General features: G+C 68.4%; 16 protein-coding genes and 1 pseudogene. 13 read left to right on the top strand and 4 right to left on the bottom strand.

Going from position 1 to position 20,967, the window contains the following annotated elements; all coding sequences use genetic code 11:
* The first annotated feature begins 123 nt into the window (after positions 1–123).
* The 12 genes from IDM45_RS11925 to IDM45_RS11870 all read left to right on the top strand — a co-directional run bounded on the left by IDM45_RS11925 (position 124) and on the right by IDM45_RS11870 (position 15,336).
* Complete coding sequence (locus IDM45_RS11925) at positions 124–2,139, top strand: methyl-accepting chemotaxis protein (protein ID WP_209423035.1); 2,016 nt, start codon at positions 124–126, stop codon at positions 2,137–2,139.
* Between the two features lie 319 nt (positions 2,140–2,458).
* Positions 2,459–3,751, top strand: a complete 1,293-nt coding sequence (locus IDM45_RS11920; RefSeq protein ID WP_209423034.1) for an MFS transporter — start codon at positions 2,459–2,461, stop codon at positions 3,749–3,751.
* Positions 3,752–3,779: 28 nt separating this feature from the next.
* Positions 3,780–5,228, top strand: coding sequence for a NarK family nitrate/nitrite MFS transporter (locus IDM45_RS11915; protein ID WP_209423033.1), 1,449 nt, complete (start codon positions 3,780–3,782; stop codon positions 5,226–5,228).
* 69 nt (positions 5,229–5,297) lie between these two features.
* Positions 5,298–9,101, top strand: coding sequence for a nitrate reductase subunit alpha (locus IDM45_RS11910; RefSeq protein ID WP_209423032.1), 3,804 nt, complete (start codon positions 5,298–5,300; stop codon positions 9,099–9,101).
* Positions 9,098–10,621, top strand: coding sequence for a nitrate reductase subunit beta (narH, locus tag IDM45_RS11905; RefSeq protein ID WP_209423031.1), 1,524 nt, complete (start codon positions 9,098–9,100; stop codon positions 10,619–10,621). Before IDM45_RS11910 ends, narH begins: the two co-directional genes overlap by 4 nt.
* A 1-nt stretch (position 10,622) precedes the next feature.
* Positions 10,623–11,345, top strand: a complete 723-nt coding sequence (narJ, locus tag IDM45_RS11900; protein WP_209423030.1) for a nitrate reductase molybdenum cofactor assembly chaperone — start codon at positions 10,623–10,625, stop codon at positions 11,343–11,345.
* Between the two features lie 3 nt (positions 11,346–11,348).
* Positions 11,349–12,128, top strand: coding sequence for a respiratory nitrate reductase subunit gamma (gene narI, locus IDM45_RS11895; protein WP_209423029.1), 780 nt, complete (start codon positions 11,349–11,351; stop codon positions 12,126–12,128).
* 31 nt (positions 12,129–12,159) lie between these two features.
* A complete protein-coding gene (locus IDM45_RS11890) occupies positions 12,160–12,960 on the top strand; it encodes a peptidylprolyl isomerase (protein ID WP_209423028.1) in 801 nt (266 codons plus the stop codon).
* A 36-nt stretch (positions 12,961–12,996) separates the two neighbouring features.
* Positions 12,997–13,695 (top strand): carbonic anhydrase, encoded by a 699-nt coding sequence (locus tag IDM45_RS11885; RefSeq protein ID WP_209423027.1) that lies wholly within the window; start codon positions 12,997–12,999, stop codon positions 13,693–13,695.
* Entirely contained in the window at positions 13,692–14,318 is a 627-nt protein-coding gene (locus tag IDM45_RS11880; RefSeq protein WP_209423026.1) for a nitroreductase family protein, read from the top strand. Before IDM45_RS11885 ends, IDM45_RS11880 begins: the two co-directional genes overlap by 4 nt.
* 23 nt (positions 14,319–14,341) lie before the next feature.
* Complete coding sequence (locus IDM45_RS11875) at positions 14,342–14,767, top strand: ribonucleotide reductase subunit alpha (RefSeq protein ID WP_209423025.1); 426 nt, start codon at positions 14,342–14,344, stop codon at positions 14,765–14,767.
* On the top strand, positions 14,764–15,336 hold the full coding sequence (locus IDM45_RS11870; RefSeq protein WP_209423024.1) for a hemerythrin domain-containing protein: 573 nt from the start codon (positions 14,764–14,766) through the stop codon (positions 15,334–15,336). The genes IDM45_RS11875 and IDM45_RS11870 overlap by 4 nt, the downstream gene beginning before the upstream one ends.
* A 98-nt stretch (positions 15,337–15,434) precedes the next feature.
* Here IDM45_RS11870 and IDM45_RS11865 read toward each other — a convergent pair whose 3' ends face one another.
* Together IDM45_RS11865 and IDM45_RS11860 are read right to left on the bottom strand one after the other, a co-directional pair.
* Entirely contained in the window at positions 15,435–15,722 is a 288-nt protein-coding gene (locus tag IDM45_RS11865; RefSeq protein WP_209423023.1) for a BTH_I0359 family protein, read from the bottom strand.
* Positions 15,723–15,840: 118 nt separating this feature from the next.
* Positions 15,841–17,238, bottom strand: a complete 1,398-nt coding sequence (locus IDM45_RS11860) for a DUF3108 domain-containing protein (RefSeq protein WP_209423022.1) — start codon at positions 17,236–17,238, stop codon at positions 15,841–15,843.
* A 232-nt stretch (positions 17,239–17,470) separates the two neighbouring features.
* Between IDM45_RS11860 and IDM45_RS11855 the strand changes: the two genes are divergently transcribed.
* On the top strand, positions 17,471–18,448 hold the full coding sequence (locus tag IDM45_RS11855; RefSeq protein WP_209423021.1) for a fumarylacetoacetate hydrolase family protein: 978 nt from the start codon (positions 17,471–17,473) through the stop codon (positions 18,446–18,448).
* Positions 18,449–18,654: 206 nt separating this feature from the next.
* Here IDM45_RS11855 and IDM45_RS11850 read toward each other — a convergent pair whose 3' ends face one another.
* Positions 18,655–19,728 (bottom strand): YkvI family membrane protein, encoded by a 1,074-nt coding sequence (locus tag IDM45_RS11850; protein ID WP_209423020.1) that lies wholly within the window; start codon positions 19,726–19,728, stop codon positions 18,655–18,657.
* 35 nt (positions 19,729–19,763) lie between these two features.
* Positions 19,764–20,917 (bottom strand): annotated as a pseudogene (locus IDM45_RS11845) (NAD(P)/FAD-dependent oxidoreductase).
* Between the last annotated feature and the right edge of the window lie 50 nt (positions 20,918–20,967).

Below are 20,967 nucleotides of genomic sequence, written 5' to 3'. Positions count from 1 at the left end.
TGGCCTGTGCCTTGATGCCTGTCAATTCCCATGATGAAGGTGCGGATACATTAAGGAACAGATGTAACCCGGACTGCCGGCGGCAGGGCGGGCCAGTTTCTGTCGTTTCCTTGAGGTACCTGCATGCATATCGGTCAGCGTCTGTGGCGCCGTCAGCGCCTGGGCATCAAACTCGCATTCACCAATTTCATCTGGGTCAGCGCCATCGTGGCCTGCCTGATTGGGGGCATTGCCTGGGGCGTCACGCGCAACATGTACGGGCAATTGCAAGCCCAGATGGAGCAGGGCATCACCATGCTCGGGCGCTTCATCGAGGCCAGCGACAAGGATCTGCGCCAGCGCATTGGCTTCCTGGCCGACAGCCTGGAGGCGACGCTGGCCAGCGGCCCGGCATCCCAGGACGGCGCACAGGGGGCACAGGACGCAGAGAGCGCAGAGCCGTCTCAGCCACGGCAGTCGCCGGGCGATGCGGCGCCCGGTGGCGACAGCGAGCGGCTGGAGCGCTTCACGCGCACCACGGGTGCCGTGGCCACGCTGCTGGTGCGCCAGGGCGACGATTTCGTGCGTGCGGTTTCGTCGCTGCGCGACGGGCAGGGCCGGCCAGTGCAGGGTATGCCGCTCGAAGCCGGCCACCCGGCACTGGCGGCACTGCGCGCTGGCGAGCGCTACACCGGCATCGCCACCATGTTCGGCAAGCAGTACATGACGCACTACCGCCCGGTCAAGGATGGGCAGGGCGCCGTCGTCGGGGCGACGTTTGTCGGGCAGGATTTCTCGGCCCTGCTGAACCAGCTCAAGGCCTCGATCCGCGAGCTCCAGGTGGGCGGCGAGGGCGGCTACTACTTCGTGCTGCGCGCCGACCCGGGCGAGTTCTACGGCACCCTGGCGGCCCACCCCAGCCAGGAGGGCAAGAACCTGGTGCGCCTGGAGGACGGCAGCGAGGGGCCGGCCTTCGTGCGCCAGATGCTGGAGCGCAAGCAGGGCGTGATCGAGTACGAGTGGCTGGATCCTGGCGCTACCAGCACCCGCGACAAGCTGGCCGTGTTCGGCCACTATGCGCCCTGGAACTGGGTCTATGCCTCCAGCGCCTACAAGGATGTCTTCGTGGCCGATGCGCTGCGCCTGCTGGCCATCTTTGCCGCCCTGGGGCTGGCGGCGGTGGCCGTGCTGGCCGGTGTCTGGTGGCTGCTGATCCGGCGCATGGTGGTGCGTCCGCTGCGCCAGGCCAGCGATCTGGCCGGGGCCATCGCCCAGGGCGACCTGACCGGGCGCATCGAGCACCAGCGCGCCGATGAGATCGGCCATCTGCTCGACGACATGAACAAGACCGTCGCCGGCCTGCAGCAGGTGGTGCGCACGGTACATGCGCGCGCCGACAGCGTGGCCACGGCCAGCGCCGAGATCGCCCACGGCAACCAGGATCTGGCCAGCCGCACCGAGAGCGCCGCCAGCGCCCTGCAGGAAACGGCTGCCGCCATGGAGGAGCTGGGCAGCACGGTGGCGCACAACGCCGAGCACGCGCGCACGGCCGAGCAGCTGACCGGCGCGGCCCAGCGCGTGGTCACCGAGGGTGGCGATGCGGTGCGCGCCGTGGTGCAGACCATGCAGGGCATTGCCGCCAGCAGCAAGAAAATTGCCGACATCACCAGCGTGATCGACGGCATCGCCTTCCAGACCAACATCCTGGCGCTCAACGCCGCCGTGGAGGCCGCGCGCGCCGGCGAGCATGGCCGCGGCTTTGCTGTAGTCGCCGGCGAGGTGCGCAGTCTGGCGCAGCGCAGCGCCCAGGCGGCCAAGGAGATCGACCAGCTCATCGCCGCCAGCGTGGCCGAGATCCAGCAGGGCAACGCCCGTGCCAGCCGCGCCGGCGAGACCATGGAGCAGGCGATCGCCGAGATCCGCAAGGTCACGCAGCTGATTGCCGACATCAGCCACGCCAGCCGCGAGCAAAGCACCGGCGTGGCCCAGGTGGGCGAGGCGGTGGGCAACATGGATCAGGCGACGCAGCAAAACGCCGCCCTGGTCGAGCAGATGGCGGCGGCGGCAGAGAGCCTGCGCCAGCAGTCCGACGAACTGGTGGGCGTGGTGTCGATATTCCGGCTGCCCGGACAGGCGCCGGCGCTGGCACTGAGCGCCTGAACTGCTGGACATCCCAAGGCCGCGCCCCCTTCGAGGGGCCGGGGCGCCCAGGCCTTGCGTGCGCCTGCGAGCGCGTGCGTCGTCGTTGTGCATCGCACGCCAAATGCGCAGTTTCAAAAAATGATAGCTATCAGCGCTTGCCCTACAAGGGTTTGGGCCTGATTTCATCTTGAATCTGGCTGTGCCATAGTTCTTTGGGAGTAGGTCTTTCACGGGCGGCCATCGTTCTTTTGCCGCGCCCGGCCCGTGCCACGGAAGGATGGGCGCGCCGCCCGGTTGCGATGACCATTGCGGGCATCACACAACCGGAAAACCTGCAATGGCTACCCCGTCACAGACAGCGGCAGTCGATACCCGCCGCAACGCCCGCGCCTGGTCGGTGCTCATCGTCAGCACCCTGGCCTTCACCGCGTGCTTCATGGTCTGGATGATGTTCGGCGTCATCGGCATCCCGATCAAGAAGATGCTGAACCTGTCGTCCACCCAGTTCGGCCTGCTCACCGCCATGCCGGTGCTCACCGGCTCGCTGATCCGCGTGCCGCTGGGCATCTGGACGGACAAATACGGCGGGCGCATCGTCATGACGGTGCTGCTGGCCATCACCGTGCCGGCCATCTGGGTCATGGGCTATGCCACCGAGTACTGGCATTTCCTGGTGATCGGGCTGTTCGTCGGCCTGGCCGGAGGCGCGTTCTCGGTGGGCACGCCGTATGTGGCGCGCTGGTTCCCCAAGAACCGCCAGGGCATGGCCATGGGTGTGTATGGCGCTGGCAACTCGGGCGCGGCGGTGAACAAGTTCGTCGCCCCGGTCATCCTGGTGGCCTTCGGCTGGCAGGCCGTGCCGCACGTCTATGCCGCCATCATGCTGGGCGTGCTGGTGCTGTTCTGGATCTTCAGCGCCAGCGACCCGGCGCACCTGGTGGCGAGCAACGTGTCGTTCACGCAGCAACTCAAGGCCCTGAAAGACCCGCGCGTGCTCAAGTACTGTCAGTACTACAGCATCGTCTTCGGCGGCTACGTGGCCCTGGCCCTGTGGATGGTGCAGTACTACGTGGGCGAGTACGGCCTCGATATCCGCGTGGCCGCGCTGCTGGCGGCGTGCTTCTCGCTGCCCGGCGGCGTGCTGCGCGCCATCGGCGGGGTGCTCAGCGACAAATACGGCGCGCACAGCGTGACCTGGTGGGTCATGTGGGTCAGCTGGATCTGCCTGTTCCTGCTGTCGTACCCGCAGACCGACTTCACCATCCAGACCGTCAACGGCCCCATGACGCTGCATATCGGCCTGAACGTCTATGTCTTCACCGGCCTGATGTTCATCCTGGGCATCGCCTGGGCCTTCGGCAAGGCCAGTGTCTTCAAGTACATCAGCGACGACTACCCCGGCAACATCGGCGCCATCAGCGGCATCGTGGGCCTGGCCGGCGGCCTGGGCGGCTTCATTCTGCCCATCCTGTTCGGCCTGCTGATGGACTGGACGGGCATCCGCTCCAGCGCCTTCATGCTGATGTATGGCGTGGTCTGGGTCTCGCTGATCTGGATGTACTGGACCGAGGTGCGCCGCACCGATCTCATGGCCCCGCACGGCGCTGCTGGCGCCGCTGCGTCGCGCTGACCCCCTGCCCCTCAACGGAGACCTTTGCATGTCTTCCATCCCCAACGCACCGTCCGGCAGTTCGCGCAAGGGCCGGCTGCTGACCATCTGGACGCCCGAGGACAAGAACTTCTGGGCGCGCGAGGGCGAGGCCGTGGCCAAGCTCAACCTGTGGATATCGGTGCCCGCGCTGTTCGTGGCCTTTGCTATCTGGCAGGTCTGGAGCGTGGTCGCCGTGAATCTGCCCAACCTGGGCTTCAAGTACTCGACCAACCAGCTGTTCTGGCTGGCGGCGGCGCCAGCGCTGTCGGGCGCCACGCTGCGCATCTTCTACTCGTTCATGGTGCCGATCTTCGGCGGGCGGCGCTGGACGGCGCTGTCCACGGCGTCGCTGCTCATTCCGGCCATCGGCATCGGCATGGCGGTGCAGGACACCAGCACCAGCTATCCGACCATGCTGATCCTGGCGCTGCTGTGCGGCCTGGGCGGGGGCAACTTCAGCTCCAGCATGGCCAACATCAGCTTCTTCTTTCCGAAGGAGCGCAAGGGCTCGGCGCTGGGCGTGAACGCCGGCCTCGGGAACCTGGGCGTGTCGGTGGTGCAGTTCCTCAGCCCGCTGGTCATCACCCTGGGCATCTTCGGCATCTTTGGCGGCGAGCCGCAGAGCATGATGCGCAACGGCACGCAGCAGCTGGTGTGGGCGCAGAACGCCGCCTTCATCTGGGTGCCGTGGATCGCCGTGGTGTCGATCGCCGCCTGGTTCGGTATGCACGACATCGCCGATGCCCGCGCCAGCTTTGCCGCGCAGGCGGCCATCTTCAGGCGCAAGCACAACTGGATCATGTGCCTGCTGTACCTGGGCACCTTCGGCTCGTTCATCGGCTTTGCCGCCGGCTTTCCGCTGCTCATCAAGAGCCAGTTCCCCAGCGTCAACCCGCTGGCCTATGCCTGGCTGGGGCCGCTGGTGGGCGCCGTCGTGCGGCCCTTCGGCGGCTGGCTGTCGGACAAGTTCAGCGGCGCCAGCGTCACGCTGTGGAACTTCCTGGCCATGGCGCTGGGCGTGGTCGGCGTGCTGTATTTCCTGCCCAAGGGCACGGGCGGCCACATCATGCCCTTCGGCCCCGCCGAGGGCAGCTTTGCCGGCTTCTTCATCATGTTCCTGGTGCTGTTCTTCACCACCGGCATCGGCAACGGCTCCACCTTCAGCATGATCCCGGCGATCTTCCTGAAGCTGAAGCTGCGCGAGGCGCCGGATGCCGACGAGGCCGCACGCGCCGCCGCCATCAAGGAAGGCAACACCGAGGGCGCTGCCGCCCTGGGCTTTGCCGGCGCGCTGGGCGCCTACGGCGGCTTCTTCATTCCCAAGAGCTACGGCAGCTCAATCGCTGCCACTGGCGGGCCGGAACTGGCGCTGTGGCTGTTCGCCGTCTTCTATGTGCTGTGCATCGTCGTGACCTGGTGGTATTACGCGCGCAAAAATGCCGAGATGCCGTGCTGACCAGCGACCGAATGCCCGCTTTCCCCTTTCCCCTGCCTGCCACAACGAATACACCATGAAGGAAACACGATGAGTCACTTCCTCGATCGCCTCACCTATTTCTCGCAGCCGCGCGAGACTTTTGCCGGCGGGCACGGCCAGGTCACCGGCGAAGACCGCACCTGGGAGGACGCCTACCGCAACCGCTGGGCGCACGACAAGATCGTGCGCTCCACGCACGGCGTGAACTGCACCGGCTCATGCTCGTGGAAGGTCTATGTCAAGGGCGGCATCGTGACCTGGGAGACCCAGCAGACCGACTACCCGCGCACGCGCTGGGACATGCCCAACCACGAGCCGCGCGGCTGCTCGCGCGGCGCCAGCTACAGCTGGTACCTGTACAGCGCCAACCGCGTCAAATACCCCATGGTGCGCGGGCGCCTCTTGCGCCTGTGGCGCGAGGCGCGCCAGACCATGGGGCCGGTGGAGGCCTGGGCCAGCATCGTCAGCGACGACGCCAAGCGCAGCGAATACCAGAAAGTGCGCGGCATGGGCGGCTTTGCGCGCTCCAGCTGGGATGAGGTCAACGAGATCGTCGCTGCCTCCAACATCCACACCATCAAGCGCCACGGGCCGGATCGCATCATCGGCTTTTCGCCCATCCCGGCCATGTCCATGATCAGCTACGCCGCCGGCACGCGGTATCTCAGCCTGATCGGCGGCGTGTGCATGAGCTTTTACGACTGGTACTGCGACCTGCCGCCGTCGTCGCCGCAGGTCTGGGGCGAGCAGACCGACGTGCCCGAGAGCGCTGACTGGTACAACTCCAGCTACATCATCGCCTGGGGTTCCAACGTGCCGCAGACGCGCACGCCGGACGCACACTTCTTCACCGAGGTGCGCTACAAGGGCACCAAGACCGTGGCCGTGACGCCTGACTTCTCCGAGGTCGCCAAGCTGTCCGACATCTGGCTGCACCCCAAGCAGGGCACGGACGCCGCCATGGCCATGGCCATGGGCCACGTCATCCTCAAGGAGTTCTATTTCCCGGAAAACGGCGAGAGGAGCGCCTACTTCGACGACTACGTGCGCCGCTACACCGACATGCCCATGCTGGTGACGCTCAAGGAAAAGGTGCTGGAGTCGGGCGAGACGGTGCTGGTGCCCGATCGCTACGTGCGCGCCAGCGACTTCGACGAGAACCTGGGCCAGCCCAACAATCCGGAGTGGAAGACCGTGGCGCTGGACGACGCAGGTCGCGTGGTCGTGCCGCAGGGCGCGATCGGCTTTCGCTGGGGGCCGGATGGCCGTGCCGACAAGGGCCAGTGGAACCTGGAGCAAAAGAGCGCCGACGATGGCAGCGAAGTGCTCCTGCGCCTGTCGCTGCTGGAAGGCGATGGCGCGCAGCCCGAGACCGCCCGCGTGGGCTTCCCCTACTTCGGCGGCATTGCTTCGGAGCACTTTCCGAACAACCCGCAGTCCGACGTGCTGGTGCGCACGGTGCCGGTGCAGCGCCTGCAGCTGGCCGGCGGTGACACGCTGGTGGCCACGGTGTTCGACCTGCAAGTGGCCAACTATGGCGTAGCGCGCGGCCTCCCGGGCGAATTCGCCGCCAAGGATTTCGACGACAACCACCCCTACACGCCGGCTTGGCAGGAGAGAATCACCGGCACCCCGCGCGACCAGGTCGTCACCGTGGCGCGCCAGTTCGCGCAGAACGCGCACGACACCGAGGGCCGCTCCATGGTCATCATCGGCGCGGCGATGAACCACTGGTACCACTGCGACATGAACTACCGCGGTGTCATCAACATGCTGATGATGTGCGGCTGCATCGGCAAGAGCGGCGGTGGCTGGTCGCACTACGTGGGCCAGGAGAAGCTGCGCCCGCAGACCGGCTGGACGCTGCTGGCCTTCGCGCTGGACTGGATCCGCCCGCCGCGCCAGCAGAACTCCACCAGCTTCTTCTACGCCCACACCGACCAGTGGCGCTACGAGAAGATCGGCGTCGAGGAAGTGCTCTCGCCGCTGGCCGATCGCAGCGAATACGGCGGCAGCATGATCGACTACAACGTGCGCGCCGAGCGCATGGGCTGGCTGCCCACCGCGCCGCAGCTCAAGACCAATCCGCTGCAGGTGGTGCGCGACGCGCAGGCTGCCGGCCAGGATCCCAAGGACTACGCCGTCAAAGGCCTGCAAAGCGGCAGCCTGAAGATGAGCTGCACCGACCCGGATCACCCGGACAACTGGCCGCGCAACATGTTCGTGTGGCGCTCCAACATCCTGGGCAGCTCGGGCAAAGGGCATGAATACTTCCTCAAGCACCTGCTGGGCACGGGCAACGGCGTGCAGGGCAAGGACTTGGGGCCGCAGGAGGCCAAGCCCCAGGAGGTTGTCTGGCACGACCAGGCGCCTGAGGGCAAGCTCGATCTGGTGGTCACGCTGGACTTCCGCATGAGCACCACCTGCCTGTACTCGGACATCGTGCTGCCCACGGCCACCTGGTACGAGAAGAACGACCTCAACACCAGCGACATGCACCCCTTCATCCACCCGCTGTCCACTGCCGTCGATCCGGCCTGGCAGGCGCGCAGCGACTGGGACATCTACAAGGGCTTTGCGCACAAGTTCAGCGAGCTGTGCCCCGGCCATCTGGGTGTGGAGCGCGAACTGGTGCTGTCTCCGCTGATGCACGATTCGCCGCAGGAGCTGGCGCAGCCCTTTGGCGTATCCGACTGGACGCGCGGCGAGTGCGACCTGATCCCCGGCAAGACCGGGCCACAGATGACCGTGGTCGAGCGCGACTACCCCAACGTGTTCAAGCGCTTCACGGCCCTGGGGCCGCTGATGGACAAGCTGGGCAACGGCGGCAAGGGCATCAACTGGGACACCAAGCTCGAAGTCACGCAGCTGGGCCAGTTGAATGGCGTGGTGCGCGAGCCGGGCGTGTCGCAGGGGATGCCCAGGATCGAGTCCGACATCGACGCCTGCGAAGTGGTGCTGCACATGGCGCCCGAGACCAACGGCCACGTGGCCGTCAAGGCCTGGGAGGCGCTGGGCGAGCAGACTGGGCGCGACCACACGCACCTGGCGCTGTACCGCGAGGATGAAAAGATCCGCTTCCGCGACATCCAGGCGCAGCCGCGCAAGATCATCAGCTCGCCCACCTGGAGCGGCATCGAGAGCGAGACGGTGAGCTACAACGCCGGCTACACCAACGTGCATGAGCTGATCCCATGGCGCACCCTCACCGGGCGCCAGCAGTTCTACATGGATCACCCGTGGATGATTGCCTTCGGCGAGGGCTTCACCAGCTACCGTCCGCCGGTCGATCTGAAGGCCACGGCGGAGGTCATGGGCCGCAAGCCCAACGGCAACCCCGAGATCCAGCTGAACTTCATCACGCCGCACCAGAAGTGGGGCATCCACTCGACCTATACGGACAACCTGCTCATGCTCACCCTGAGCCGCGGCGGGCCCATCGTCTGGGTCAGCGAGGAGGATGCCAAGCGTGCCGGCATTGAGGACAACGACTGGATCGAGCTGTTCAACGTCAACGGCGCTCTCACCGCGCGCGCCGTGGTCAGCCAGCGTGTCAAGCCGGGCATGGTCATGATGTACCACGCCCAGGAAAAGATCGTGAACACCCCCGGCTCGGAGATGACCAACGTGCGCGGCGGCATTCACAACTCGGTCACGCGGGTGGTCTTGAAGCCCACGCACATGATCGGCGGCTACGCGCAGTTCAGCTACGGCTTCAACTACTACGGAACCATTGGCACCAACCGCGACGAGTTCATCGTCCTGCGAAAGATGAGAAAGATCGACTGGCTGGATACGCCTGTGGCAGACCAGCTCATCAAGCCCACGCTGGATCAAGGAGAAACCGCATGAAAATCCGCGCGCAAATCGGCATGGTGCTGAATCTGGACAAGTGCATCGGCTGCCACACCTGTTCCGTCACCTGCAAGAACGTCTGGACCAGCCGCCCCGGCATGGAGTACGCCTGGTTCAACAACGTCGAGACCAAGCCCGGCATCGGCTACCCCAAGGATTGGGAGAACCAGGATCGCTGGAACGGCGGCTGGGTGCGCCGCCCGGACGGCTCCATCATTCCGCGCCAGGGGGCGAAGTGGAAGCTACTCATGCGCATCTTCGCCAACCCCAACCTGCCGGAGATCGACGACTACTACGAGCCCTTCACCTTCGACTACGCCCACCTGCAGTCGGCGCCCGAGATGAGCACCTCGCCCACGGCCAAGCCCAGGAGCCTGATCACCGGCAAGCAGATGGACAAGATCGTCTGGGGGCCGAACTGGGAGGAAATCCTCGGCGGCGAGTTCGAAAAGCGCAGCAAGGACAAGAACTTCGACGACATCCAGAAGGAGATGTACGGCCAGTTCGAGAACACCTTCATGATGTACCTGCCGCGCCTGTGCGAGCACTGCCTGAACCCGACCTGCGTCGCATCGTGCCCGTCGGGTTCGATCTACAAGCGCGAGGAAGACGGCATCGTGCTGATCGACCAGGACAAGTGCCGTGGCTGGCGCATGTGCGTCTCGGGCTGCCCCTACAAGAAGATCTACTACAACTGGAAGAGCGGCAAGGCCGAAAAATGCATCTTCTGCTATCCGCGCATCGAGGCCGGCCAGCCGACGGTGTGCTCGGAGACCTGTGTGGGCCGCATCCGCTATCTGGGCGTGCTGCTGTATGACGCCGACCGCATCCAGGAAGCGGCCAGCGTGGAGCGCGACCGCGACCTATACCAGGCGCAGCTGGACATCTTCCTCGATCCGCACGACCCGGCGGTGATCGCCCAGGCCAAGAAGGACGGCATCCCCGACAAGTGGATGGAAGCCGCCCGCAAAAGCCCCGTGTACAAGATGGCCGTGGATTGGAAAGTGGCGCTGCCGCTGCACCCCGAGTACCGCACGCTGCCGATGGTCTGGTACGTGCCGCCGCTGTCGCCCATCAGCTCGGCGGCCAACGCCGGGCATCTGGGTGTGAATGGCCAGATCCCGGACGTGAACCAGCTGCGCATCCCGGTCAAGTACCTGGCCAACATGCTCACCGCCGGCGACACGGCTCCGGTAGTGCGCGCCCTGGAGCGGATGCTGGGGATGCGTGCCTACCAGCGTGCCAAGCACGTCGAGCGGCGCATCGATGCCAGCGTGCTCAGCCAGGTCGGCCTGAGCCAGGACGAGGCCGAGGACATGTACCAAATCATGGCCATTGCCAACTACGAGGATCGCTTCGTCATCCCGACCACGCACCGCGAGTACGCGGAAAACGCCTTCAACGTGCGCGGCGGCTGCGGCTTCACCTTTGGCAACGGCTGCTCGGACGGCGTGTCCAACGTCAGCCTGTTCGGCCAGGAAAAGCGCCGCACCATCCCCATCAAGGCGGAGGTCTGACATGCAGGCCGTTGACAACGTCCCCGTGACGCAGCGCGTCGCCGGCCGCCACCCAGGCGCCGTGACGCTGCGCGTGCTGGGCGCGCTGCTGGGCTACCCCGATGCCGCGCTGCGCCAGCACCTGTACGAGTTCGAGGCGCTGCTGGCCGCCGATGGCGTGCTCGGTGCGCGCCGACGCGCCGGCGTGGCCGCGCTGATCCAGCACCTGCAGGAAAGCGACGCGCTGGCCGCCGAGACCGAATACGTCGAGCTGTTCGACCGGGGCCGCGCCACCTCGCTGTACCTGTTCGAGCACGTGCATGGTGACTCGCGCGACCGTGGCCCGGCCATGATCGACCTGGGCGAGACCTATGCCAAGGCCGGCCTGCTGCTGGTCGAAGACGAGCTGCCCGACTATCTGCCGGCGGTGCTGGAATTCGTCTCCACCCAGCCGCCGCGCGAGGCCAAGGGCTTTCTGGGCGAGATGGCGCACCTGCTGGATGCCGTCCATGCGGCGCTGGCCCAGCGCGCCAGCCCCTACGCTGCCGCGCTGGCGGCGCTGCTCGACCTGGCTGGCCACAAGCCGCAGGCTGACCGCGAAGTGCCCGAGGAGCCGCCCATCGACGAGAGCTGGCAGGAGCCGGCAGCCTTCGACGGCTGCTCCTCAGCCGGCCAGGCGCGCCCCGGCCAGCCCCAGCCCATCCACATCATGCGCAAGAACCCCACCCCGCCCCAAGGAGCCTAAGCCATGGACTCGGTATATCGCTTCCTCTTTCAGGTCTATCCCTACGTGTGCTTCGTCGTGTTCGTGGTGGGCAGCCTGATCCGTTTCGACCAGAACCAGTACAGCTGGAAGAGCGACTCCTCGCAGATGCTGCGCACGGGCCTCTTGCGCTGGGGCAGCAACCTGTTTCACTTCGGCATCCTGTTCCTGTTCTTCGGGCACATGGTGGGTCTGTTCACGCCGCACAGCCTGTACGGCATCTTCATGAGCGCCTCGACCAAGCAGATGCTGGCTGTGACGGCGGGCGGCATCGCCGGCGCCATCTGCTTTGTCGGCCTGACCATGCTGCTGGTGCGCCGCCTCACCGACCCGCGCATCCGCTACACCAGCCATTCGACCGACATCGCCGTGCTGGTAGTGCTGTGGATCCAGCTGTCGCTGGGCCTTTTGACCCTGCCGCAGTCGCTGCAGCACACTGACGGCAGCGCCATGCTGATCCTGGCCGACTGGGCGCAGCGCATCGTCACCCTGCGCCCGGTGGATGCCTCCGCCGTGGCCGCGCTGCACTGGACGTTCCAGGTACACATCGTGCTGGGTGTGACCATCTTTTTGCTGTTCCCGTTCAGCCGGCTGGTGCACGTGTGGAGTGGCTTTGCCTCTATCGCCTACATCTTCCGGCCCTACCAGATGGTGCGCTCGCGCCGCCTGAACGTGCCCGCCGGCCAGAACCTGCCTGGGCAGGCCAGCGCCGTGCCCTCGCCCGTGGTGGCCGAAGCCATCCACAATCCCAAGGCCACGCGCTGATGCGCGCCCCGAGCCACAGGAAGAAATTGCCATGACCACAGCCACCTCCGCTGCCCCTGCTGCAGCAATGCAGGCCCGCATCAACGGTGTGCCCATCGTGGCCGCCGACGAGCACATCAGCACCGAGGAGCTGCGCCAGCGCGCCTGCACCGAGCTGCTGCGCCAGGCTGCCCAGCGCGATGGCCTGCTGTCCGCCGATGACCCGCCGCCTCAGGCTGGCGCCATCAGCGAGGCCGCCAGCGAGGCCATCGAGCGCTGGCTGGAGCGCCACCTGAACGTGCCCGAACCGACCGAGGAGGCCTGCCGGCGCCACCACGCCGCGCACGCTGCGCGCTACCGCGTGGGCGAGCGCGTACACGTGCGCCACATCCTGTTCGGCGTCACGCCGGGCGTCGATGTCGGTGCGCTGCGCTCGCGCGCCGAAAGCTGCCTGCTGGACGTGCGCTGCCACGACGACAACGCCGCCGAAGACGCTTTTGCCCGCGCGGCGCGCGAGCTGTCCAATTGCCCCACGGGCGCGCAGGGCGGGGCGCTGGGCTGGCTGAGCGCCGAGGACTTCGCGCCCGAGATGGCGCAGGAAATCTTCGGCAAGCCCGAGATCGGCGTGCTGCCGCGCCTGGTACACAGCCGCTTCGGCCTGCATGTGGTCGAAGTGCTGGAGCGCGACGCCGGCACCGAGCAGCCCTATGAGGCCGTTCGCGGCGCCGTGCAGCTGGCGCTGCGCCAGCAGTCCTGGGTCACGGCGTTGCGCCAGTGCCTGCAGCTGCTGGCCGCCGATGCCGAGGTGCAGGGCGTCGAGCTCGACGCCGCCACTTCGCCCCTGGTGCAATAGCGCCAGCGTGCCTCGCCACCTCCGGCAGAGTCCACCATGGATCAGCCCCCCGGCGCCGTCCCCGACGAGCTGCTGCAGCGCCTGCAGCACTTCCACTCGCAGTACTTCCCGCTGCACCAACAGCGCTTCCAGGATCTGGTGGCGCAGGGTCAGCATCCCAAGACGCTGTTCATCGGCTGCTCGGACTCGCGCCTGGTGCCCTACCTGCTGACCGGCACCGGGCCGGGCGAGCTGTTCATGGTGCGCAACGTGGGCGCGTTCGTGCCGCCCTACGACGGCTCGCACGGCCACCACGGCACGGCGGCGGCCATCGAGTTCGCCGTGCTCAGCCTGCAGGTCAGCCGCATCATCGTGTGCGGCCACAGCCACTGCGGCGCCATCAAGGCGCTGTATGGCGAGGTGCCGGCCGAGGCGCACAACCTGCAGCGCTGGCTCGACCTGGGGCGCGGCGCCGCGCTGGCGGTGCCGCCCTGTGCCGACGCGCTGCGGCGCACCGAGCAGCGCGCTGTGCTGCTGCAGCTCGAACGCCTGATGGCCTACCCGATGGTGCGCGCGGGCGTCGAGCAAGGGCGCATCAGCCTGTACGGCTGGCACTACGTCATCGAGGATGGCGAGGTACACGTCTTCGACGCCCAGCAGCGCGGCTTTGTTGCCGCCTCGCGCGCCCAGTGCGGCAGCGCCGGGACGTATGCCCCCTATGTGGAGCACGATGGCCAGGTGCTGGTGGATGCATGACACGCAGCGAGCGGCCAGCCGATGGCGCCCTGCTGGCCACCTTGCTGCAGGCGCGCCGCACCGTGCTGCCTCGGCGCCTGGGCGCGCCCGGCCCTTCGGACGAGGCGCTGCACGCCATCCTGTCCGCCGCCGCCCATGCACCCGACCACGGCCAATTGCTGCCCTGGCGCTTCATTCTGGTGCCGCAGCCGGCGCGGCCCGCCCTGGCCGAAGCCTTTGCCCAGGCCCTGTTGGAGCGCGACCCGCAGGCCGGCAGCGAGGAGCAGGCGCGCGCCCGCGACAAGGCGGCGCGCGCCCCGGCCCTGCTGCTGCTGGTGGCGGATGAGCGCGGCGGCGACGCCGCCATCCCGGCTGCAGAGCGTGTGCTGTCTGCCGGCTGCGCGGTGCAGAACCTGCTGCTCATGGCCACGGCGCTGGGTTTCGGCTCGGCGCTGACCAGCGGCAAGGCCTTGACCTCGGTCGCCCTGCGCACGCTGTTTGCCTTGCAGCCACACGAGCGGGCGCTGTGCTTCGTCAGCATTGGCAGCGTGCTGACGGCCAAGGCAGCGCGCCAGCGTCCTGCTCCAGCGCAATACGTCAGCGTGCTGCAGCCCGGTGTGGGCACGCAGCCGCTGATGCCTTGAACCCTGACCTACCATCGCCCGCCATGACCCAAGAAATCCGGCATTTCCACGACCTGCTGCGCGCCGCGCACGCCCAACCAGAGCGCCAGCGCCTGCTGCTGGTCTTCGTCAGCTCCGAACTGCCCGAGGGCGCGACGCCGGCCCAGCGCGAGAGTTTTGCGCGCGGCGAGGGCGGTGCGCTCACGCCGCTGATGTGCGTGGACAAGCTGCCCGAGGAGATCGAATCCTTCGACGCCCTGGTGCGCGAGGCGCGCGAATACGCCCTGCCCGGGCCGCAGTGGCAGCTGATCTTTGTTGCCGCGCTGATGGGCACGCCCGAGCACGAGCCGGGCGACGCCGAGACCGACCGCGCCCTGGGCCGCCTGGTCGAGGCCATCAAGGGCGGCACCATCGACGGCCTGCTGCCCTTCGACCGCCAGGGCAACGTCGTCGAGCTGGGGCGGGCATGAGCGCCAGCCGCGTCTCGCTGCCCGGGCTGCGCAGTCCGGGCGGGGGCTTCGACGAGCCCTTTGCCATGCTGGACGCTTGCCATGAGCGCGTGCGCCGTTCGCTGGATCTGCTGGCGCGCCTGCGCGCCTACCTGCACGACAAGGGCTGCGACGACTCGGCGCGCCAGGCGGCACGCGACGTGCTGCGCTATTTCGACATCGCCGCACCGCTGCACCACCAGGACGAGGAGCTGCACGTCTTCCCGCCACTGCTGGCGCAGGGCGACGCCCAGGTCGTGCAGTGGGTGCGCCAGCTGCAGCGCGACCATGTGGACATGGCGCGCCACTGGGCGGCGGCGCGCGGCGCGTTGCAGGCGCTGGCCGATGGCGAGATCACGCAGTGGACGGCGCAGCAGGAGGCGCTGCTGGAGCGCTTTGGCGCCGGCTACGACGAGCACCTGCGCCGCGAGGACTGCGACATCTATCCGGCAGCGCGCGCCGTGCTGGATCGGCAGGCCGAGCAGGCCATGGGCGCCGAGATGGCGCAGCGCCGGGGCGCGGTCAGGCCGCCCGGGGACGGGCGGCGCTGAATGGCCGAAGTCGTGAAAGCTGCCGTTTTGCTGCTGAAATGATAGCTGTCAGCGCTTGCTGGGAAAGGGTTTGAACCAGTTTTGACTATGAATGGTGGTCAGTGGACGACCACTGGGTTCTGCGCCAGGCCGGCGTAGCCGTCCAGCGTATCCTCGACCTCCTGCTGGGTCGGCGTGTTGCGCTGCCAAGCCAGGATTTGCTGCTGGAACATTTCGGCCCAGGAGCCGTCCAGATAGACCTCCTTGCCCGAGCGCTTGTCCACGATCTCGAAGCCGTGGCGCACCAGTTGCGGCGCGCGCGGGGCTTGTTCGCTGGCGGCCTGCGCCGGCGCGTCGGGCTGGAGGTGGACTACCACGAAGGAGTCCGAGTCGTAGAGCATGTGCATGGTGTTCTCCCTGAATCTATGCCCTGCAGATGGACGCAGTTTGCCCGACTTCAACCTTGCCCGCCTGGGGTGCCGGGCATTGGGCCTTGCGGGGTTGAGCGTTGAGCGACGCACCGGCTCAAGGCTCGGACTGCTCATCGAGCAGCAGGTCGGCAAAGTCCCCATTGGCCTGGGTGATGCGGATGCGCACCGGCAGATAGCCCAGCTGCGTGCCCAGCCACAACTCGGCGGTTTGGTCGTAGTCCTTGTCCGCGCGCGGCACGCGCTGCAGCTTCAGCGCCGGCACGCTGCCGATGGGCAGCTCCAGCTGCTCCTGGCCCTGGACGGTGAACGTCCAGCGGTCGGCATTCTTGACGCCTACCGTGGTCAGGGTGATCTGCGTGCCGGCTGGGTAGCGCTCGGGTGCGGCGGCCAGCATGGCACCGAGCTGCAGGAACACGCTCAGGCGATCCTGCGCGCCCTCGTGGATGCTGGCGCGTGGCGCGTTGGCGCTGAAGGTGACCTCGCCTTTGGCAAAGTCGAAGTGCGCGGCGCGCTCGCTGCGCGACTTGTCGCCGAAGCGCTCGGGCTGCAGGCCGTGCGCCGTGATGCGCCCGGTGCTGCTTTGTGCGCGCGTGCCCAGCAAGAAGGCCTTGATCTGCTGGCGCGCCTGGTAGCGCTGGCCGTCGTGCTGCCAGGTCAGCTCGGCGCTGGCGCGATAGTGCAGCCGCTTGGCCTGGCCCTGAACCTGGAAGGCCAGCCGGGCCGGCGCCGGCAGCCGCACCGGTGGCAGGGCGCCCTGCAGCGGCGCGGCGCCAGCGCCGGGCGGGCGGATGTCCACGCCGACGGCTTCGGTCGCGGCAGTGCCGGCTGGCGCGTCGGGGGGCGCTGCGGCCAGCGCCGGCTGCGGGGCTGGCGGCTGCGGGGCCTCGGGTTGCAGCGCTGCGGGGCCGGGTGCTGCATCCGGTGCCGGGTCTGGTGCTGCGTCCGGTGCCGCACCGGAGGGTGGGGCTGCCTCGTCCTGCGGCCCGCCCGGCAGTCCGGGCGCGGCCTCTTCGCCCAGCAGATCGGCGGCAGTGGCCAGCGCAACATCGTCGGCATAGGCGCGGCTGGCCTGCGCCGGCAAGGCCGGGGCAGGGTCGGCGCTGTTCCCATCGGCAGCGTGCCGGGGCGGTGGCGTGCTATCGGCGCTCCCGGTGTTCTCGGCGCCCTGGAGACTCCTGGCGGCTGCGTCGGGTGGTGGTGCTGCTGCCGGCACCGGTGCGGGCCTGGGCGCCGGCTTGGGGCGAGGCCGGGCGGGTTCAGCCGCAGGGGGCGAAGGGGGCGCTGTCGGTCGGGCGGCTTCGGGCGCCTGGGCCACTTCAGGCCGGGCTGCTCTGGCTGCTGGCGCGGGCGCCGGCAACATGCGCGTCTGGAAGGCCACCGGGGTCGAGGCGTCTGCCGGTGCGCCGTCCACGCCCAGCGGCAGATGGGCCAGCGCCAGCCAGTGCCCGGCCAGCACCAGGGCGACGAGTGCCAGCAGCACCGGGCGGGGCATGGAGGCCCGCTTCACGTGCGCTGCCCCCGGCCCGGCTCTTCTTGCCCAATAGCTCGGCTATTGGGCGGCAAATCCGGCAAAAACTGTGCTCGCTGGGGCCGATTGCCGCTTTCGGCGCTCCCAGTCCGCCAGACTCCTAGAATTTTGTGTTTTTCCGTATGCATGGCCCTGCTGGATCGACCCGCGTGGCCGGCAGTTCCCGACCATCGACAGCGCACTGCCGCGCCCAGCCATGAAACTTGCCACCTACCAGGATGGATCGCGCGACGGCCAGCTCGTCGTGGTCTCGCGCGACCTGAGCCAGGCCCATTATGCGAGCGGCATCGCCAGCCGCCTGCAGCAGGTGCTGGACGACTGGAATTTCCTCGCCCCGCAATTGGCCGAGCTGTACGCCGACCTCAACCAGGGCCGGGCGCCGCACGCCTTCGCCTTCGAGCCGGCGCGCTGCCTGGCGCCGCTGCCGCGCGCCAGCCAGCACGCCATCGGCCAGGCCTGGCCCGGGGCCGGACAGGCGCCGCGCCGGGGCGCAGCCTCGCCGCCGCCCATGTACCAGGGCGCGGGCGATGCGCTGCTGGGCGCCTGCGCGCCGGTGCGCCTGCCCGCCGAGGGCCTGGACATCGACTTCGAGGCCGGCCTGGCCGCCATCACCGCCGACATCCCCGCCGGCGCCACGCCCGAGGCGGCGCTGCACGGCGTGCGCCTGCTGGCGCTGGTCAGCGTGGTGGCGCTGCGCCAGCTCGAAGCCGCCGAGCGCGCGGCTGGCCTGGGCCTGCTGCGCGCGCGCCCGGCCACGGCCTTCAGCCCGGTGGCGGTGACGCCCGACGAGCTGGAGGGCGCCTGGCAGGACGGGCGCATCCACCTGACGCTGCAATGCAGCTGTAATGGCCGGCGCGTCGGCATGTGCGAGGCCGGCTCCGACATGGCCTGGCACCTGGGCGAGCTGATCGCCCATCTGGCAACCACGCGCAGCGTGCGCGCCGGCACCATCGTCGCCGCCGCCCCGGTGGCCAACCGCGATGCGGCACGCGGCTGGGCCAGCATCGCCGAGCGCCGCCGCATCGAGCAGGCCGAGGCTGGCGCGCCGGCGACCGGCTGGCTGCGCTTTGGCGACAGCGTGCGCGTCGAGATGAAGAGCCGCCTGGGCCACAGCGTGTTCGGCGCCATCGAGCAGACGTTCGCGCCGCTGCACGATGCAGGTGAGGCTTTCTAGAAGAAAAAGCGCCCCAGCCCTTGCCTGGCAAGCGCAGTAAGCTATTATTTCGAGAGCATATGCTGCGGTTTCACTGGCGCCCGCCCCTGGGTGTCGTGCAAAGCGCTGCTGCAAGGCGACAGCGCGCAGGGGACCAGAAGCGGTGCCTGGATGTCAACCGCACGCCGAGCGAGCGCGACGGCTTCATCGTGCGCCGGCGACGGGACTCAGGCGGCCTGCCCGGGCCGCGTCCGGCCCAGGCGCAGCCAGCCGATGAAGGCGCAGGCCATCAGCGCGAAGCCGATGTAGCCATACAGGGGATAGACGATGCCCACCAGGGTGATGAAGCCGACGAAGCTGCCGCCCAGCGCCGCGGTGCCCGCCACCGCGCTGCCCCAGCGAAAGCGCGTCGTGCCGACCGGCAGCAGGCGCGCCAGGAAGGCATACAGCATCCCCACCGCGGTGTTCAGGATCATGCCGAAGATGACCAGCGACATCAGGTGGCCCAGCCAGGGCGAGATCTGCGTGGCCAGCGCCAGCATGGGCATGGGCGTGGCGCCTAGCGTGTCCATGCGCCAGTACATCGCGCTGGCGATGGCCAGCATCAGCACGCCCAGCAGCAGCCCGCCCAGCACGCCGCCCCACAGGGCGGTGCGGCGCGAGCTGGCCTGGCCGCCCAGGATGACCAGGAACGGCATTCCCGCCACCACGTTGTAGGACACGTACAGGAGCGCGGCCACCAGCCAGTGGCTGGCGCCCTGCGGCTGGGCGGCGGCGGCCGCCTGCAGCGCGGCGCTGTCGGCGCGGGGCGTCGCCAGCACGTACAGCGCGACGATCACGACCATCAGCACCAGCAGCGGCGTGACGGCGCCGATGAAGGCGATCACGCTGCGCACGTCCAGCATGACGATGAGCACCGTGGCGACGGTGGCCAGCACGCTGCCCCAGACCTCGGGCAGGCCCAGCCACTGCTGCAGCAGCGAGCCCGCGCCGGCCAGCATGACCACGGTGACGGCGAACAGGAAGAACGCGATCAGCAGGTCGAACACCCCGCCCAGGTGGCGGCCCAGCAGTGCCTGGATGACCTCCTTGTGCGAGCGCGCATGGATGGCCTGGCCCAGGGTGGAAAACACCATCGACAGGAAGGCGAAGGCCAGCCCGGCGACCAGGCTGCCCCACAGGCCCTGGCTGCCGAAGCTGGCGAAAAACTGCAGCAGCTCCTGCCCCGAGGCAAAGCCTGCCCCGACGATGACGCCCACGAAGGCGCCGGCAATCTTGCCGATTTCCTTGAAATCACCCATGTCCTGTCTCCTGGTTGTGTCGGGCTTAGCAGCATTCAGCGGTCAAAACGCGCCGGGCTGAGCTGGGCGGGATCGACCCCTTGCGCGAGCAGCGCGGGCGCCAGCGGCTGGCCCAGCAGCAGGGCGCTGGCCGCGGCCGATGCGCCGGCGGCGGTCTGGATGCCATAGCCGCCCTGGCCGGCCAGCCAGAAGAAGCCGGGGCAGTGCGCGTCCCAGCCGATCACGAAGTCGCCGTCGGGCGCGAAGCTGCGCAGCCCGGCCCAGACATGGCTGGGCCGGCGTATGCGCAGACTGCTCCACTCCTCGATGTGGTGGATGCCCGTGGCCACGTCCAGCTCCTCGGCCACCACGTCGTGCGCGGGTACGGGGTCGGCGTTGGCGGGCGAGCCCAGCAATTGGCCGGCATCGGGCTTGAAGTAAAAGCTCTCGTCCACGCCGATCACGGCCGGCCAGTGCTGGATGTCCGCGCCCTCGGGGCGGGGAAGGTGAAGGCCGTGCGGCGCCTGGGCTGGATGCCCAGCGGGCGGGCGCCGCACAGGCCGGCCACGGCGTCGGCCCACGCCCCGGCGGCATTGACCACCGCGCGGCAGCGCAGCGTGCCGCCGTCGGCCAGGCCCAGCGTCCACACGCCCTGGCCGCTGGCATCCGGCGCGTGGCGGGCAGTCTGCAGCTCGGCATGGCAGCGCAGGCGGGCGCCGGCCTGGGCCATGCCGCGCACAAAGCCCTGGTGCAGCTCGGCCACGTCGATGTCCATGGCGTCCTGGTCGTGCACGGCGCCGACCAGTGCCTCGGCGTTCAGGCAGGGCACCAGGGCCAGGGCCGCGGCGGCGCTGATGCGCTCGGCGCGCAGCCCCTCGGCCTGGTAGGCGGCCAGGGCCTCGTCCAGCAGGCCCTCCTGCTCGGCGCGGCCCACGTACAGCGTGCCGCGCGGCTGCACCAGCGCATGGCGGCAAAAACCCGCTGGCGGCGCGGTGTAGAAGGCGCGGCTGGCGCGGGTCAGCGCACGGATCTGCGGCGTGCCGTAGCTCTCCATGAACAGGGCAGCGGAACGCCCGGTGCTGTGGTAGCCGGGCTGCGACTCGCGCTCGAGCAGCACGACCGAGGCGCCTTCGTGCGCCAGCCGGTAGGCCACCGATGCGCCCGCTATGCCGGCGCCGACGACGACGAAATCCCAAAGTTCTTGATGCACAGGTAGCCCTAATTTTTCCGATCAGAAAATTATCCGATAAGAAAATTTTT

The sequence above is a fragment of the Melaminivora jejuensis genome, from assembly GCF_017811175.1.
Classification (GTDB): Bacteria; Pseudomonadota; Gammaproteobacteria; order Burkholderiales; family Burkholderiaceae_C; genus Melaminivora; species Melaminivora jejuensis.
Note: the sequence above shows the minus strand (reverse complement) of the source record. Positions and strands in the feature narration are given on the sequence as shown.

What these genes read in the sequence shown, in the direction of transcription:
- IDM45_RS11925 (WP_209423035.1), top strand. Translation starts at nt 124, where the DNA reads ATGCATATCGGTCAGCGTCTGTGGCGCCGTCAGCGCCTGGGCATCAAA.
- IDM45_RS11920 (WP_209423034.1), top strand. Translation starts at nt 2,459, where the DNA reads ATGGCTACCCCGTCACAGACAGCGGCAGTCGATACCCGCCGCAACGCC.
- IDM45_RS11915 (WP_209423033.1), top strand. Translation starts at nt 3,780, where the DNA reads ATGTCTTCCATCCCCAACGCACCGTCCGGCAGTTCGCGCAAGGGCCGG.
- IDM45_RS11910 (WP_209423032.1), top strand. Translation starts at nt 5,298, where the DNA reads ATGAGTCACTTCCTCGATCGCCTCACCTATTTCTCGCAGCCGCGCGAG.
- narH (WP_209423031.1), top strand. Translation starts at nt 9,098, where the DNA reads ATGAAAATCCGCGCGCAAATCGGCATGGTGCTGAATCTGGACAAGTGC.
- narJ (WP_209423030.1), top strand. Translation starts at nt 10,623, where the DNA reads ATGCAGGCCGTTGACAACGTCCCCGTGACGCAGCGCGTCGCCGGCCGC.
- narI (WP_209423029.1), top strand. Translation starts at nt 11,349, where the DNA reads ATGGACTCGGTATATCGCTTCCTCTTTCAGGTCTATCCCTACGTGTGC.
- IDM45_RS11890 (WP_209423028.1), top strand. Translation starts at nt 12,160, where the DNA reads ATGACCACAGCCACCTCCGCTGCCCCTGCTGCAGCAATGCAGGCCCGC.
- IDM45_RS11885 (WP_209423027.1), top strand. Translation starts at nt 12,997, where the DNA reads ATGGATCAGCCCCCCGGCGCCGTCCCCGACGAGCTGCTGCAGCGCCTG.
- IDM45_RS11880 (WP_209423026.1), top strand. Translation starts at nt 13,692, where the DNA reads ATGACACGCAGCGAGCGGCCAGCCGATGGCGCCCTGCTGGCCACCTTG.
- IDM45_RS11875 (WP_209423025.1), top strand. Translation starts at nt 14,342, where the DNA reads ATGACCCAAGAAATCCGGCATTTCCACGACCTGCTGCGCGCCGCGCAC.
- IDM45_RS11870 (WP_209423024.1), top strand. Translation starts at nt 14,764, where the DNA reads ATGAGCGCCAGCCGCGTCTCGCTGCCCGGGCTGCGCAGTCCGGGCGGG.
- IDM45_RS11865 (WP_209423023.1), bottom strand. Translation starts at nt 15,722, where the DNA reads ATGCACATGCTCTACGACTCGGACTCCTTCGTGGTAGTCCACCTCCAG.
- IDM45_RS11860 (WP_209423022.1), bottom strand. Translation starts at nt 17,238, where the DNA reads ATGCCCCGCCCGGTGCTGCTGGCACTCGTCGCCCTGGTGCTGGCCGGG.
- IDM45_RS11855 (WP_209423021.1), top strand. Translation starts at nt 17,471, where the DNA reads ATGAAACTTGCCACCTACCAGGATGGATCGCGCGACGGCCAGCTCGTC.
- IDM45_RS11850 (WP_209423020.1), bottom strand. Translation starts at nt 19,728, where the DNA reads ATGGGTGATTTCAAGGAAATCGGCAAGATTGCCGGCGCCTTCGTGGGC.